Origin of the sequence: Streptomyces sp. NPDC087859 (assembly GCF_044742595.1) — a bacterium.
In the GTDB taxonomy this organism is placed as follows: Bacteria; Actinomycetota; Actinomycetes; order Streptomycetales; family Streptomycetaceae; genus Streptomyces; species Streptomyces canus_F.
Window position 1 is genome coordinate 231,155 of record NZ_JBIUUU010000002.1, and the last position, 14,945, is coordinate 246,099.

General features: G+C 67.5%; 15 protein-coding genes. 6 read left to right on the forward strand and 9 right to left on the reverse strand.

The annotated features are described in order from the left end of the window. The first annotated feature begins 50 nt into the window (after window positions 1-50). The 5 genes from ACIOHP_RS04945 (at window position 51) to trxA (ending at window position 4,917) form a co-directional block, all read left to right on the forward strand. Window positions 51-1,769, forward strand: a complete 1,719-nt coding sequence (locus ACIOHP_RS04945) for a serine/threonine protein kinase (RefSeq protein WP_361552660.1) — start codon at window positions 51-53, stop codon at window positions 1,767-1,769. A gap of 29 nt (window positions 1,770-1,798) precedes the next feature. Continuing rightward, on the forward strand, window positions 1,799-2,524 hold the full coding sequence (gene sigM / locus ACIOHP_RS04950) for an RNA polymerase sigma factor SigM (RefSeq protein ID WP_401883494.1): 726 nt from the start codon (window positions 1,799-1,801) through the stop codon (window positions 2,522-2,524). After that, on the forward strand, window positions 2,521-3,381 hold the full coding sequence (locus tag ACIOHP_RS04955; protein ID WP_401883497.1) for an anti-sigma factor family protein: 861 nt from the start codon (window positions 2,521-2,523) through the stop codon (window positions 3,379-3,381). The genes sigM and ACIOHP_RS04955 overlap by 4 nt, the downstream gene beginning before the upstream one ends. A gap of 189 nt (window positions 3,382-3,570) precedes the next feature. Beyond that, a complete protein-coding gene (trxB, locus tag ACIOHP_RS04960; RefSeq protein ID WP_401883500.1) occupies window positions 3,571-4,539 on the forward strand; it encodes a thioredoxin-disulfide reductase in 969 nt (322 codons plus the stop codon). A 45-nt stretch (window positions 4,540-4,584) separates the two neighbouring features. Continuing rightward, a complete protein-coding gene (trxA, locus tag ACIOHP_RS04965; protein ID WP_081218330.1) occupies window positions 4,585-4,917 on the forward strand; it encodes a thioredoxin in 333 nt (110 codons plus the stop codon). Between the two features lie 75 nt (window positions 4,918-4,992). Here trxA and ACIOHP_RS04970 read toward each other — a convergent pair whose 3' ends face one another. The 9 genes from ACIOHP_RS04970 to rpmH form a co-directional block, all read right to left on the reverse strand. Then, window positions 4,993-5,610 (reverse strand): GNAT family N-acetyltransferase, encoded by a 618-nt coding sequence (locus ACIOHP_RS04970; protein ID WP_361552650.1) that lies wholly within the window; start codon window positions 5,608-5,610, stop codon window positions 4,993-4,995. 323 nt (window positions 5,611-5,933) lie between these two features. Beyond that, entirely contained in the window at window positions 5,934-7,034 is a 1,101-nt protein-coding gene (locus tag ACIOHP_RS04975; protein WP_401883503.1) for a ParB/RepB/Spo0J family partition protein, read from the reverse strand. Further along, a complete protein-coding gene (locus tag ACIOHP_RS04980) occupies window positions 7,031-8,104 on the reverse strand; it encodes a ParA family protein (RefSeq protein ID WP_307037341.1) in 1,074 nt (357 codons plus the stop codon). The genes ACIOHP_RS04975 and ACIOHP_RS04980 overlap by 4 nt, the downstream gene beginning before the upstream one ends. Before the next feature lie 322 nt (window positions 8,105-8,426). After that, window positions 8,427-9,146 carry a 16S rRNA (guanine(527)-N(7))-methyltransferase RsmG gene (gene rsmG, locus ACIOHP_RS04985; RefSeq protein WP_401883505.1) on the reverse strand — a complete coding sequence of 240 codons (720 nt, stop codon included), beginning with the start codon at window positions 9,144-9,146 and terminating at the stop codon, window positions 8,427-8,429. A gap of 127 nt (window positions 9,147-9,273) precedes the next feature. Next, complete coding sequence (locus ACIOHP_RS04990; RefSeq protein ID WP_361552641.1) at window positions 9,274-9,786, reverse strand: R3H domain-containing nucleic acid-binding protein; 513 nt, start codon at window positions 9,784-9,786, stop codon at window positions 9,274-9,276. Window positions 9,787-9,801: 15 nt separating this feature from the next. Beyond that, the gene (gene yidC, locus ACIOHP_RS04995; RefSeq protein WP_401883507.1) at window positions 9,802-11,100 is read right to left on the reverse strand and encodes a membrane protein insertase YidC; all 1,299 of its coding nucleotides are present in this window, start codon (window positions 11,098-11,100) and stop codon (window positions 9,802-9,804) included. Window positions 11,101-11,103: 3 nt separating this feature from the next. Next, window positions 11,104-11,457 carry a membrane protein insertion efficiency factor YidD gene (gene yidD / locus ACIOHP_RS05000; protein ID WP_266890082.1) on the reverse strand — a complete coding sequence of 118 codons (354 nt, stop codon included), beginning with the start codon at window positions 11,455-11,457 and terminating at the stop codon, window positions 11,104-11,106. After that, complete coding sequence (gene rnpA / locus ACIOHP_RS05005; protein ID WP_307028486.1) at window positions 11,454-11,825, reverse strand: ribonuclease P protein component; 372 nt, start codon at window positions 11,823-11,825, stop codon at window positions 11,454-11,456. Before rnpA ends, yidD begins: the two co-directional genes overlap by 4 nt. A gap of 21 nt (window positions 11,826-11,846) precedes the next feature. After that, window positions 11,847-11,984 carry a 50S ribosomal protein L34 gene (rpmH, locus tag ACIOHP_RS05010; RefSeq protein ID WP_006381191.1) on the reverse strand — a complete coding sequence of 46 codons (138 nt, stop codon included), beginning with the start codon at window positions 11,982-11,984 and terminating at the stop codon, window positions 11,847-11,849. A gap of 375 nt (window positions 11,985-12,359) precedes the next feature. Between rpmH and dnaA the strand changes: the two genes are divergently transcribed. Next, on the forward strand, window positions 12,360-14,288 hold the full coding sequence (gene dnaA / locus ACIOHP_RS05015) for a chromosomal replication initiator protein DnaA (RefSeq protein ID WP_401883510.1): 1,929 nt from the start codon (window positions 12,360-12,362) through the stop codon (window positions 14,286-14,288). Window positions 14,289-14,945: the final 657 nt, after the last annotated feature.

Genomic DNA, 14,945 nt, shown 5'->3' on the forward strand with positions numbered 1-14,945 from the left:
CGCGCACGGAAGTCGGTCGGCGCGCAACGAATGGGGAGGCAGGAACGACGGTGGCGGAACGCAGCACGGCTGCCGTCGACGTGGCAGACAACAGTGGCGACGAGCCGCTGACCGCACAGGCGGACCAGTCCACGGCCGACGGGGAGGCCCAGAACCGGGAGCGGGACACGGACAACGAAGAGGCACAGGGGAGTGGCGGGACCGAGAGTCCCGGGAAAGCCTCACCGCCCGAACTGCACAGTGGCCACAAGCTCGCCAGACGCTACCGGCTCGAGGAGTGCGTCACCCGTCTGGACGGCTTCAGCAGCTGGCGTGCGGTCGACGAGAAGCTCCGCCGCGCGGTCGGCGTCCACATCCTGCCCGCGGACCACTCACGGGCTCGTTCCGTCCTGGCCGCGGCCCGTTCGTCCGCGCTGCTCGGTGACCCCCGCTTCGTCCAGGTCCTGGACGCCGTCGAGGAGAACGATCTCGTCTATGTCGTCCACGAGTGGCTGCCCGACGCCACCGAGCTGACCACGCTGCTGGCCCCCGGGCCGCTGGAGCCGCACGACGCCTACCAGATGGTCAGTCAGATCGCCGCCGCCATGGCGGCCGCCCACCGCGAGGGCCTCGCGCATCTGCGCCTGAACCCGAACGCGGTGCTGCGTACTTCGAGCGGCCAGTGGCGCATCCGCGGCCTCGCCGTGAACGCCGCGCTGCGCGGAATCACCTCCGACACCCCGCAGCGCACCGACACCGAGGCGATCGGCGCACTGCTGTACGCGGGACTCACCCAGCGCTGGCCGTATGAGAGCGACGCCTACGGCCTGTCCGGGCTGCCCAAGGACGTCGGTCTGATCGCCCCGGACCAGGTACGGGCCGGCGTGCACCGCGGTCTGTCCGAGCTGTCGATGCGCGCACTCGTCAACGACGGCGCGACCGCCTCCCGCCACGAGTCCGCGTGCACCACGCCCGAGGAACTGGTGAAGGCGATCGGCGAGATGCCCCGCATCCGCCCGCCGGAGCCGGCGTTCACCGCGCCCCCCGAGTACCAGCGCACGACGTACCAGCAGGGCACCTACGGCCGTCCCGCGCCGCACCCGGGCGCCACACAGGTGCTGGCGACCCCTCCGCCCCCACTGCAGAGCCGCACCGGCCGAGCCCTCAAGTGGGCCGTGTCGGCCCTTCTGATCGCCGCGCTGGGCCTGGGCAGCTGGCAGCTCGCGGACGCCCTCATGGACCAGGGCAACAAGTCCGACGACACCAACCAGACGCAGACGACGGACGACAACGACAAGGGCGGCGACAAGACCAAGCCGACCAAGGCGCTCAGCATCAAGGAAGCCCAGGAATATGTCGCGAGCGGCGACGCCCAGGCGCCCGGTGACGTCAAGCTGACCTACGACGGCGACAGTTCCACGTACTGGCGGACCAAGCGCTACAACGCCGGTCCGACACTGGCCCCTTACAAGCCGGGCGTGGGCATCGTCTATGACCTCGGCTCGTCGCAGGAGATCTCGACCGCGTCGATAGGGCTCCGGTACCCGGGCAACAACACGACGGTGAAGCTCTACGCCACGGACTCTCTCTCACCCTCGACGGGCGTCGACGGGATGACGGAGATCGGAACCGCCACCACCAAGGGCAACTCTCTTACGGTGAAGGCGTCGAAGACCGTCAAGACGCAGTACGTGCTGCTGTGGGTCACGGCCGTGCCGTACGCGCCGACGGACGGGTTCAGCGGGGCCGGCTACAAGCAGGCAGTGACCGACGTGACGTTCAAGGGCTGAGCGCACCGCATCCCAGGGGAGGGGGTCCGATGGCAGATTGCACCGCATACGGCGACGCAAGCGATCAGGATCTCCTCGCCTGGCATGTGGACGGCGATCCCGACGCCTTCGGTGAGCTCGTACGGCGTCACCGTGATCGCCTGTGGGCGGTGGCCCTGCGGACGCTCGGGGATCGTGAGGAGGCCGCTGACGCCGTCCAGGACGCCCTGGTCTCCGCCTACCGGGCCGCCCACACCTTCCGCGGCCAGTCGGCCGTCACGACATGGCTGCACCGCATCACGGTGAACGCCTGTCTCGACCGCGTCCGCAAAGCGGCCTCCCGCAAGACGTCCCCGGTCGACGACACCGAGCGCCTGGAGCAGCTCCTCGAGCCGCACGAGTCGGCCTCGGCGCCCGCGGAGCGCAATGATCTGCATCGCCAGCTCGTGGAAGCCCTCGGCACGCTCCCGCCCGACCAGCGGGCGGCCCTCGTTCTGGTGGACATGCAGGGATACCCGGTGGCCGAGGCCGCCCGCATGCTCGATGTCCCGACCGGCACGGTGAAGAGCCGCTGCGCCCGCGGCAGAGCCAGACTCCTCCCCCTTCTCACCCATCTGCGGCCGGAAAACACCGGTGCCGGCAGAGAACCGGGCGGGGGACGGAACCGGGTGCAGGGGACATCCGTCCCACCCGCAGCGGAACCTCGTGACAGAGGCCCCCGCGAGACAGGTCCAGGCGATTCAGCTGCTGTGAAGGGCGGAGGTGGGCGAGCATGACATCGACAGACACGGCCGGGCACCCGGACGTCGCGGAGATCTCCGACCTCACCGAAGGCCTTCTCCCCCCGTCCCGGACCTCGGACGTACGACGGCATCTGGACGAATGCGAGCTCTGCGCCGACGTCCACGCGTCCTTGGAGGAGATCCGGGGTCTGCTCGGCACGATGCCGGGCCCCCCGCGCATGCCCGACGATGTCGCGAGCCGTATCGACGCCGCACTGGCCGCCGAGGCTCTGCTCAACGCCACAGCCCCCGACGCCGCGGATGCCCCCACGCTCACCGAGGCGCATGTTTCACGTGAAACGTCGGCGCCGACGGACCGACCCGCCGGCCGGCCCCGCAGCTCCACCACGGGCCCGGGCCGCAAGGACCGCTCCCGTGGCGGACGCCGCAGGATCGCCGTTCTCGGCACGGTGTTCACGGTCGCCGCTCTGGGGCTCGGCTCGGTGCTGTTGTCGTCCTTCAACGACGGCAAACCGTCCGGACAGGCCGACGTCTTCTCGGGGAAGAAGGTCGAGACCGAGGTCTCCGCGCTTCTGTCGCAGAACTCCGGAGCAGGCTCTCGTGCCCCCCAGAGTTTCGGCGTGAACACCGTCCCCGAGAACAACCTCAAGAACAAGACCATCCCTCAGGTGCCTGCGTGCGTCCTTCAGGGCATCGGCCGCGAGGACGAAGCACTGGCCGCCAAGAAGGGCACATACGACGGGGACCCGGCGTACCTCGTGGTGATGATCGACGACGCGAAGGACACCAGCCGTGTCGATGCCTACGTGGTCGACGCCGCCTGCGAAACGGATTCCTCGTCCTCGGCGAAGGTTCTGCTGACGCACTCCTACACGCGGCCCGCAGGCTGACACTTCACGCGCGATTTCACGGGCTGACGCTTCGCCTACGGCCGGCGTGGTATCCCAAACGGTGTCGCCTCTCCGTGTGCCCGGACACACCGGGAATGCGCGCCCCTTAGGATCCGTTGGGTGGGGTGAGAGTTCTGAGAGGGCTCCCACCGGCCGTACTGACGCAGTCCAGAGACGAGGAACCCAGTCGTGAGCGACGTCCGTAACGTGATCATCATCGGCTCCGGGCCTGCCGGCTACACGGCGGCGCTCTACACCGCGCGCGCGTCGCTGAAGCCGCTGGTCTTCGAGGGCGCCGTCACCGCGGGTGGTGCGCTGATGAACACCACCGAGGTGGAGAACTTCCCGGGCTTCCAGGACGGCATCATGGGCCCCGAGCTCATGGACAACATGCGTGTCCAGGCTGAGCGCTTCGGCGCCGAACTCATCCCGGACGACGTCGTCAACGTCGACCTGACCGGTGAGATCAAGACCGTCACCGACACGGCCGGCACGGTCCACAAGGCGAAGGCCGTCATCGTGACCACGGGCTCGCAGCACCGCAAGCTCGGCCTGCCCAACGAGGACGCCCTCTCCGGCCGTGGCGTCTCCTGGTGTGCGACCTGCGACGGCTTCTTCTTCAAGGACCACGACATCGCCGTGATCGGCGGCGGTGACACCGCGATGGAAGAAGCCACCTTCCTCTCGCGCTTCGCCAAGTCCGTGACGATCGTCCACCGCCGGGACACCCTGCGCGCTTCCAAGGCGATGCAGGAGCGCGCCTTCGCCGACCCGAAGATCAAGTTCGTGTGGGACAGCGAGGTCGCCGAGATCCAGGGCGACCCGAAGCTGGCCGGCCTGAAGCTGCGCAACCTCAAGACCGGCGAACTCTCGGACCTCCCGGTGACCGGCCTGTTCATCGCGATCGGCCACGACCCGCGCACCGAGCTCTTCAAGGGCCAGCTGGAGCTGGACGAAGAGGGCTACCTGAAGGTGGAAGCCCCCTCCACGCGCACCAACCTGACGGGGGTCTTCGGCGCCGGCGACGTCGTCGACCACACCTACCGCCAGGCGATCACCGCGGCCGGTACCGGCTGCTCCGCCGCCCTCGACGCCGAGCGCTTCCTCGCCGCCCTCGCGGACGAGGAGCAGGCGGAGCCCGAGAAGACCGCTGTCTGACCCTCCCTTCCACCCCACCCCGCATAACCAGTTAAGGAGCCCGCCGTGGCCGGCACCCTGAAGAACGTGACCGACGACTCCTTCGAGCAGGACGTCCTCAAGAACGACAAGCCCGTACTGGTGGACTTCTGGGCCGCCTGGTGCGGTCCCTGCCGCCAGATCGCTCCGTCCCTCGAGGCGATCGCCGCCGAGTACGGCGACAAGATCGAGATCGTCAAGCTCAACATCGACGAGAACCCGGGTACGGCCGCCAAGTACGGCGTCATGTCCATCCCGACCCTGAACGTCTACCAGGGTGGCGAGGTCGCCAAGACCATCGTCGGTGCGAAGCCGAAGGCCGCGATCGTTCGCGACCTCGAGGACTTCATCGCTGAGTGACGTTCCACGTGACAACTGCATGATGTTTCACGTGAAACACGAATGGACCGGCCCATGAGGGCCGGTCCATTGTCGTTACAGCGGCCGTAGCGCCGGTTCTTTCTGCACGGCTCCCAGGAGCCGGTCCAGCGCCATCTCCACGTCTTCCTTCCAGGAGAGCGTCGTCCGCAGCTCCAGCCTCAGGCGTGGATGCATGGGATGAGGACGGACCGTCTTGAAGCCCACTGCCAGAAGGTGGTCGGCGGGCAGAAGACAGGCAGGCTCCCGCCAGCGGGCGTCCCCGAACGCCTCGATCGCCTTGAAGCCCCGTCGCAGCAGATCCTTGGCCACCGTCTGGACCATCACTCTGCCCAGCCCCTGTCCCTGATATCCGGGCATGATGAACGCCGTCATCAACTGCACGGCGTCAGGTGACACGGGGCTCGTGGGAAACGCCGTCGAGCGGGGGACATAGGCCGGAGGAGCGTAGAGCACAAAGCCCACCGGTACCTCGTCGACGTACACGACCCGGCCGCACGATCCCCAGTCCAACAGGACCGAGGAGATCCACGCTTCCTTCTCCAGGGCGGCTGTGCCTGCCTTTACCGCGGCTTCGCCACTGACTGGGTCCAGCTCCCAGAAGACACACGAGCGACAGCGCTTGGGAACGTCCTGAAGGTTGTCCAGCGTGAGCGGTACGAGCCGACGGCCCATGAAGGCTGTTCCTCGCTTCCCTCGCCCGCGGCATCGCGGGCGGCTGTCAGAGCGCTGCGTTCCCGGATCAGGCTGCCGACGAAGCCGCCGACCGCGCCCAGCCCCAGGCCCGCGCTCATCAGTCCGGTGCGGCTTACCGTTCGCATGACACCTGCCCTCCCCTGAAGGTGCTGCCGGGTGGTTGCGCCATACCCGAACGCATCGTATCCACGATGTGATGGCCTCGATACCGCCTGAAAGCAAAGAGCGGGCTGTGTCCAGTACCCACCGGACACAACCCGCTCCGTCGACTGTCGGGCATCGCACCCGGCCAGTCCGAGGCTCTAGTCCTCCATGCCCTCGGCGTCGCCGTCCAGAAGGCTCTTCTGAAGGACGGGGCCCTCTCCGGGGGCGAGGCTGCCGAGGATCCGCTCGAGGTCCTCCATGGAGGCGAACTCGACCGTGATCTTGCCCTTCTTCTGCCCCAGATCGACCTTCACTCGCGTCTCGAAGCGGTCCGAGAGACGGCCTGCCAGGTCGGTCAGCGCCGGAGAGACCCGGGCGCCGGCTCGCGGCCCCTTGGAACGCTGAGCCGTCTGGGGCCGCGACCCCATGAGGGTCACGATCTCCTCGACGGCACGCACCGAGAGTCCCTCGGCGACGATCCGGTGAGCCAGACGGTCCTGCTCCTCCGAGTCCTCGACGGAGAGCAGGGCGCGTGCGTGTCCGGCGGACAGGACCCCGGCTGCCACCCGGCGCTGGACGGCCGGTGAGAGCTTCAGCAGACGCAGGGTGTTGGAGACCTGCGGGCGGGAACGGCCGATGCGGTCCGCCAGCTGGTCGTGCGTGCAGTTGAAGTCCTTCAGCAGCTGGTCGTAGGCCGCGGCCTCTTCCAGCGGGTTCAGCTGAGCCCGGTGCAGATTCTCCAGGAGCGCGTCCAGGAGAAGCTTCTCGTCGTCCGTGGCCCGCACGATCGCCGGGATCGCGTCCAGGCCCGCCTCACGGCTGGCCCGCCAGCGCCGCTCACCCATGATGAGCTCGTAGCTCGCAGGACCGACCTGCCGCACGACGACCGGCTGGAGGAGACCGACCTCCTGGATGGAGGTGACCAGTTCCTGCAGCGCGTCCTCGTCGAAGACCTCACGCGGCTGCCGCGGGTTCGGCGTGATGGAGTCGAGCGGAAGCTCCGCGAAGAAGGCGCCCACAGGAGGCGCGGGAGTCTCCGCGTAGCCGTTGACCGACGGCTCCTCGGTTTCATGTGAAACAGGCGGCAGCATGGCTACCTTCGCCGCAGCCACTCCGCGGTCGGTCGTCAGCACCGGTACGGCCGACGGAGACGCGGAACCCGCGCCCCCCACCGCGGCCGGAGCCGGCGTCTTCTCCGTCGGGGCAGCAGGGATCAGTGCGCCGAGCCCACGGCCCAAACCCCTCCGTCGCTCACTCACTGAATGCCCTCCACCATGCTCGGGTTGCTCTGGGTGCCGATATGGGCCTGCGTCGGGTCGTAGGCGACGCCCACGCCCCTCAGCGCGATTTCTCGTGCCGCCTCAAGATAGGAGAGGGCGCCACTCGATCCTGGATCGTAGGTCAGCACCGTCTGCCCATAGCTCGGTGCCTCGGAGATACGGACCGAGCGGGGAATGCTCGTCCGCAGCACCTCGTCACCGAAGTGGGTGCGCACCTCGTCCGCGACCTGGGACGCAAGCCGCGTTCGGCCGTCGTACATGGTGAGCAGAATCGTCGAGACATGCAGGTGGGGGTTGAGGTGCCCCCGCACCAGGTCGACGTTACGCAAAAGCTGTCCCAGACCCTCCAGCGCGTAGTACTCGCACTGGATCGGAATGAGGACCTCGGCACCGGCGACCATCGCGTTGACGGTCAGCAGGCCGAGCGAGGGCGGGCAGTCGATGAGGATGTAGTCCAGCGGGTGCTCATACGCCTGGATCGCCCGCTGAAGCCGGCTCTCACGTGCCACCAGGGAGACCAGTTCGATCTCCGCACCGGCGAGGTCGATCGTGGCGGGAGCGCAGAAGAGACCCTCTACGTCCGGGACCGGCTGGACGACTTCGGCCAGCGGCCTGCTGTCGATCAAGACGTCGTAAATGGACGGCACTTCGGCGTGGTGGTCGATACCCAGGGCCGTGGACGCGTTGCCCTGTGGGTCGAGGTCGATCACGAGGACACGGCTGCCATGCACCGCCAGTGAAGCGGCGAGGTTGACCGTTGTCGTCGTTTTGCCCACGCCACCCTTCTGGTTGGCGACCACCATGACGCGGGTCTGCTCAGGCCGAGGTAGGCCCTCGCCGGCGCGACCCAGTGCCTCCACCGCCAATTGGGCAGCACGACCGATGGGAGTGTCGTCCATCGGGGGCGGTGTTTCACGTGAAACATCGTCCCCCATCGACTCGGTACGGGGACCGGGGACCGGATCGGTCATCGGTCCCGCGATGTTGGCGTCGGACCGCAAGGATTCACTCTCCTCGACTTCAGGCTCGCAATGAACAGAGCCTCCCATGTCTTCGGGGTCGTGAACCAGTGAGGCCTGGCGTTCTGTGGAGAAATCCACCTCTGTGGACAACTCCGTTACCTCTCCGAGAGACCCGAGAGGCTTCCGGTCACGCGGTTCGGCCGCGGCGCGACCACGGCTGATGATGCCGTGCAGCAGTGAGCGACGTTTCACGTGAAACACGATGCACAGCAGCAGAGCCCGAAGTGTCGCGACACTCCGGCATGCGTACGTTTGACAGCTTGTGTGGAGTACGTCTCGTCGTCAGGACGGATCAGTGAGGCCGTCGACGTCGCCGACTCCGGCCGTCCCCGATGATCCTCCCCGGCACCTATCCTCGACGCCTACGGGTCCGTCCCGTACGAGCCGCCTTGGCTCGCTTCGCCGCGAAGCGCACACCGCCAGGACTCTCACCGACCTCGACCCGCACCACCGTGGACGGCGGATCCACCACGCCCTCCCCGACATGCAGGACCGAGGTCTCCACAGCGCCCAGCTTACTCAGAGCCGTGCCCGCCGCCTTGAGCTCCTCCTCCGCTGTGTCGCCCTTGAGCGCGAGCATCTCGCCGTACGGGCGCAGCAGAGGAATGCCCCAGGCGGCCAAGCGGTCCAGCGGGGCCACGGCACGCGCCGTCACCACGTGCACCGGCGGCAGCTTGCCCATGACCTCCTCGGCACGCCCTCGCATGACCGTGACATGGTCCAGGCCCAGCAACTCCACGACCTCGGTCAGGAAGGTCGTACGCCGCAGCAGGGGCTCCAGCAGCGTGATCTTCAGGTCCTCCCGGACGAGCGCCAGGGGAATGCCGGGGAGGCCGGCACCCGAGCCCACGTCGCAGACCGTCACGCCCTCGGGAACGACCTCCGAGAGCACCGCGCAGTTCAACAGGTGCCGCTCCCACAGCCGGGGCACCTCACGCGGCCCGATCAGACCGCGCTGCACGCCTGCCTCAGCGAGCAGCTCCGCGTACCGGACCGCGTCCGCGTAGCGATCACCAAACACCGTGCGCGCCTGCTCGGGCGCAGGGGGGAGCTCCGCTGCCTCCGTCACGGGGACCGTCCTTCCGTACCGCGATGGGCGCACGCGGCGCCGATCACCACATCCACCAGAACTATCAGGCTGACAAAGTTCGGCCCCGTCTGCGCTACAGACGGGGCCGGAGGAACGTACGGACCGATCAGGCGGGAAGCACAACGACGAAGCGCTGCGGCTCCTCGCCCTCGGACTCGCTGCGCAGACCGGAAGCCTTGACGGCGTCGTGCACGACCTTGCGCTCGAACGGCGTCATCGGCTGCATCTTCACGGGCTCACCCGTGCTCTTGACCTCGGCGGCGGCCTTGGCACCCAGCTCGGAGAGCTCGGCACGCTTCTTGGCGCGGTAGCCCGCGATGTCCAGCATCAGCCGGCTGCGGTCCCCGGTCTCCCGGTGCACGGCCAGGCGCGTGAGCTCCTGGAGCGCCTCCAACACCTCGCCGTCGCGGCCGACCAGCTTCTGCAGGTCGCGGCCGCCCGAGTCGCTGATGATGGACACAGCGGCACGGTCGGCCTCGACGTCCATGTCGATGTCGCCGTCGAGATCGGCGATGTCGAGCAGACCCTCGAGATAGTCCGCCGCGATCTCGCCCTCCTGCTCCAGGCGGGACAGAGTGTCTACACCCTCGGCAGCAGCGGAGGTGGTGCCTTCCGTCACGGGATGGACTCCTTCTTACTTCTTGGACGGGGACTTGGGCCGCTGCGGACCCTTGCGCTGTCCGGACTGGGCCTTGCTGCGGGTATTGCCGCCGGGCTGCTTCTTGGCCGGAGCGGCAGGCTTGGCGTCCTCGGGCTCATCGGACTTCCTGAGCGACGTGGGCTCGTCGGACTTCCTGAGCGACGTGGGCTCGTCGGCCGCCTTCGGGGCACCTGAAGCACCACCGGACTGCCGCTGCGACTTGCTCTGCCGCTTCGGCTGCTGACGCTTGGGAGTACCGCCGGTCGTCGGCGTACCGTCCTCGGTCTCGGCGGCGGCCTGGGCCTCGCCCTTCACCACGGTGCCGTCCGCCTGGGCCACGAGGCCCGTCTTGCTCAGAGCGTTGATGAACTTGCGCTCGAACTCGTTGCGGTCGCGGCCCTTGGCCACGATGGCCTTGACGATGGCCTTCTCACCACGGCTGCGCGTCTTGCCGTGGTTGGTGACGTGCTTGGTCAGGCGCTCCAGGTATGCGGCCTGGGCCTTGGAACCCGGGGTCGGGTTGTTGTGGATGACGTACATCTGCTGGCCCATGGTCCACACGTTGGTGGTCAGCCAGTAGACGAGGACACCGACGGGGAAGTTGATGCCGAAGACGGCGAACATGACCGGGAAGACGTACATCAGCATCTTCTGCTGCTGCATGAACGGCGTCTTCACCGTGGTGTCGACGTTCTTCGTCATCAGCTGGCGCTGCGTGTAGAACTGCGACGCCGACATCATCACGATCATGACCGCGGTCACGATGCGGACCGTGGTCAGCGAGGCGTCGAGCGCGGCGACGTCCGAGGCGCTGTCGGTGAACTTCGCGGCCAGGGGGGCACCGAAGATGTGCGCCTTCTGCGCGCTGTCCAGCAGGCTCTGGTTGATCGAGCCGATGGTGTCGTTGTTCGCGATGGCATTGAGCACGTGGTACAGCGCGAAGAAGAACGGCGACTGCGCCAGGATGGGAAGACACGAGGAGAGCGGGTTGGTGCCCGTCTCCTTGTAGAGCTTCATCATCTCTTCGGACTGGCGCTGCTTGTCGTTCTTGTAGCGCTCCTGGATCTTCTTCATCTCGGGCTGCAGCGTCTGCATCGCCCGGGTCGCCTTGATCTGCTTCACGAAGAGCGGGATCAGGCAGATACGGATCAGGATCACCAGGGACACGATCGACAGGCCCCAGGCCCACCCGGTGTCAGGCCCGAAAATGGCGCCGTACACCTTGTGGAACTGGACGATGACCCAGGAGACAGGTGTCGTGATGAAGCTGAAGAGGCTGGCAATCGTGTCCACTAATCATGCTCCTTGGGCATGGGACGGTGTCTCTGCGGCCGGGCTCGAAGGAGTCTGTCCTTCAATGGCCGTTTCGGCGGCGGAGGGCCCGCCCTTGCGTGCACGCCAGGCGTTACGCAGAAATTCGTGCCACCGCGGGCGCTTGCGGGGCGGCACATGGTCCACACCGCCCAGTGACCACGGATTGCACCGCAGGATGCGCCAGGCGGTGAGCGCCGTGCCCTTGATCGCACCGTGCCGGTCTATGGCCGTATAGCCGTAGTGGGAGCACGACGGGTAGTACTTGCAGACAGGCCCCAGCAGCGGACTGATCGTCCACTGGTACAGCTTGATCAGAGCCAGCAGCGGGTACTTCATCGCGCGCCCCCTCCCAGCAGCCGCTCAATGGCGGCATCCAGGTCTCGGGCCAGCTGTGCATGGTCGGCGTCACCCGCACCGGGCAGCGCTCGTACGACTACCAGGCTACCGGGGGGAAACAGCTCGACCCGGTCGCGCATCAGATGCCGCAGTCTGCGCTTCACCTTGTTGCGGACCACCGCACCGCCCACGGCCTTGCTCACGACGAAACCCGCACGCGTCGGGGGAGCGCTCTCCCCAGGCGCGTGCGGGTCCGTGACACCGCTACGAAGATGGATGACGAGGGACGGGCGGCCTGCCCGGCGCCCCCGTCGTACCGCGGTCGCGAAGTCCTCGCGCCGCCTCAGCCGATGCTCGGTAGGCAGCACGACGTCATGACCTGATCAGGATCAGGCGGACAGGCTGGCGCGACCCTTGCCACGGCGGTTCGCGAGAATCGCGCGACCGGCACGGGTACGCATCCGCAGGCGGAAGCCGTGGGTCTTCGCGCGACGACGGTTGTTCGGCTGGAAGGTGCGCTTGCTCACTCGGGGGCTCCAGAAATCAATCGGTGGTGGCGGGTGCCGTCCTGGCTGTCACCGTGCGCCCACGAGTAGCTCTCGCTTACGCCCGAGTGCACCGCTTCCCGATCACCTGACGCGATCTGTGCCCATCGGAGGCAGGCGGCAGCAGCCATCGACAACTCGACCTGGTTACGGTACGCGCGGCTACGCCATCCGGTCAAACCAGAGGTCACCAGGAGACACTATCCACAGGCTGGGGACAACAACTTGAACCGCACCCGTCGCCCTGACTACCGTGGCTGAACTCCGATTCGTTCCCATGTCTGTGCCCCACCCCCTTTGAATCCCGACTCGTCCCACCACCACACGATCGTGGGACCCCGTGAGAGAGCGTGCCCTGTGGCTGACGTACCTGCCGATCTTGCCGCAGTGTGGCCACGAGTACTGGAGCAGCTCCTCGACGGGAGCCGTGGGCAGGGGGTCGAGACGAAGGACGAGCACTGGATCCGCCGCTGCCAGCCCCTCGCGCTGGTCGCCGACACCGCCCTGCTCGCCGTACCGAACGAATTCGCGAAGGGCGTACTCGAAGGCCGTCTCGCGCCGATCGTCAGCGAGACGCTGAGCCGCGAGTGCGGCCGCCCGATCCGCATCGCGATCACCGTCGACGACTCCGCCGGCGAGCCCCCGGCCCCTCCGGCCGCCCGCCCGCAGCCGCGCTACGAAGAGCCCGAGCTCCCCTCCAACCAGTACGACGGCCAGACCGACAGGCAGTACGAGGGCTACGGCCGCCACCGCGCCGACGACCGGCGGCCGGGCCGGCCCGAGCAGAACGACCAGCTGCCCACCGCGCGTCCCGCCTACCCGAACGAGTACCAACGCCCCGAACCCGGCGCCTGGCCGCGCCCGCAGCAGGACGAGTACAGCTGGCAGCAGCAGCGCCTCGGCTTCCCCGAGCGCGACCCGTACGCGACCCCGCCGTCGCAGGAGTCGTACTCCCAGGACTCCTACTCCTCACCGTCGCAGGACTACCGCCCGCAGCCGATGGACCGCCCGCCCTACGACGGCCAGCGCCCCGACTACGACCAGCAGCGGCCCCCCTACGAGGACCAGCGGCCGGACTACGACCAGCAGCGCCGCTCCTCCGACTACGACCAGCCGGGCCCGCGCCGCGACCTTCCCGAGCCGCCCTCCGGCGGCGGACACATGCACCGCGGCGGGCCGGCGGTGTCCGGGTCCGGTGGCGCCCCGGGCCCGCTGGCCGCGAAGCCCGCACCCGCGGCAGGCCCGGGTGAGCCGACGGCGCGCCTGAACCCGAAGTACCTCTTCGACACCTTCGTCATCGGCGCCTCCAACCGCTTCGCGCACGCTGCCGCGGTGGCCGTCGCCGAGGCACCGGCGAAGGCGTACAACCCCCTCTTCATCTATGGGGAGTCCGGGCTCGGCAAGACGCACCTGCTGCACGCGATCGGGCACTACGCCCGCAGTCTCTATCCCGGCACGCGTGTGCGGTATGTGAGCTCGGAGGAGTTCACCAACGAGTTCATCAACTCCATCCGCGACGGAAAGGGCGACAGCTTCCGCAAGCGGTACCGCGAGATGGACATCCTGCTCGTCGACGACATCCAGTTCCTCGCGGACAAGGAGTCGACGCAGGAGGAGTTCTTCCACACGTTCAACACGCTCCACAACGCCAACAAGCAGATCGTGCTCTCCAGTGACCGGCCGCCCAAGCAGCTGGTCACGCTGGAGGACCGGCTGCGGAACCGTTTCGAGTGGGGTCTGATCACCGACGTCCAGCCTCCGGAGCTGGAGACGCGTATCGCGATCCTCCGCAAGAAGGCGGTCCAGGAGCAGCTCAACGCCCCGCCGGAGGTCCTGGAGTTCATCGCCTCCCGCATCTCGCGCAACATCCGCGAGCTGGAGGGGGCGCTGATCCGGGTGACGGCTTTCGCGTCGCTCAACCGGCAGCCGGTGGACCTGGGCCTGACCGAGATCGTCCTCAAGGACCTCATCCCCGGCGGCGACGACGGGGCGCCGGAGATCACGTCGACGGCCATCATGAGCGCGACCGCCGACTACTTCGGCCTCACCGTCGAGGACCTGTGCGGCACCTCACGCGGCCGCGCACTCGTGACCGCCCGCCAGATCGCCATGTACCTGTGCCGGGAGCTGACGGACCTCTCGCTGCCGAAGATCGGCGCGCTGTTCGGCGGCCGCGACCACACGACGGTCATGCACGCGGACCGCAAGATCCGCAATCTGATGGCCGAGCGGCGCTCCATCTACAACCAGGTCACGGAGCTCACGAACCGCATCAAGAACGGCTGACGGCCGCAGAGACACCCGCTGAGGGCGCCCCGGGACGAGTTCTCGAGGGCGCCCTTCTTCATGACGTCGTAGCCCGGTGTTCGAATAGCTGCCGGGTTACGGCCTCTCTCCACAGATTCGGTGACTTTTTCCCGTCCACACCCTGGGGACTGGGAAGTTGTCCAGACTGTGTCCACAGGCGCCCGTCTTGAAAGACCATCAGGGCAGGTCACCTGGTTGTGGATTCGTGGACGAAGGATCTCCACAGGCTGTGGACAGAGAAAAGATCCACAGGCTGTGCACGAAGTTGTCCACCGGCAACCCACAGGCTGAGGTGCGTTGTCCCCAGCGATCACCAGTTTCTCCACACCGCTGTCCACTGTTCGGCAACCCGCCGCGGCTGCTCACCGGGTCGAGTGAAAGGCGTCACACGAAGGTGCCGGGTTGGCCTGTGGGAAACGTGGGTAAAGCTGGGGACGGCGTTGGGGAGAAGTCGCCTCAGGCTGTGCACGGGATGTGCAGAACTTTCTGTTCTCCACAGATGAGGCCGGTTGTCCACCGCCTCCGCCCACAGGGTCAGTGGACAAAATTTCCGGTGTGACCTGCGCAAACGCAGTTATCCACCGTTTCCACAGCCCCTACTACTACTCCCAACTAGAGAGAGCTGGGAATCCGTTT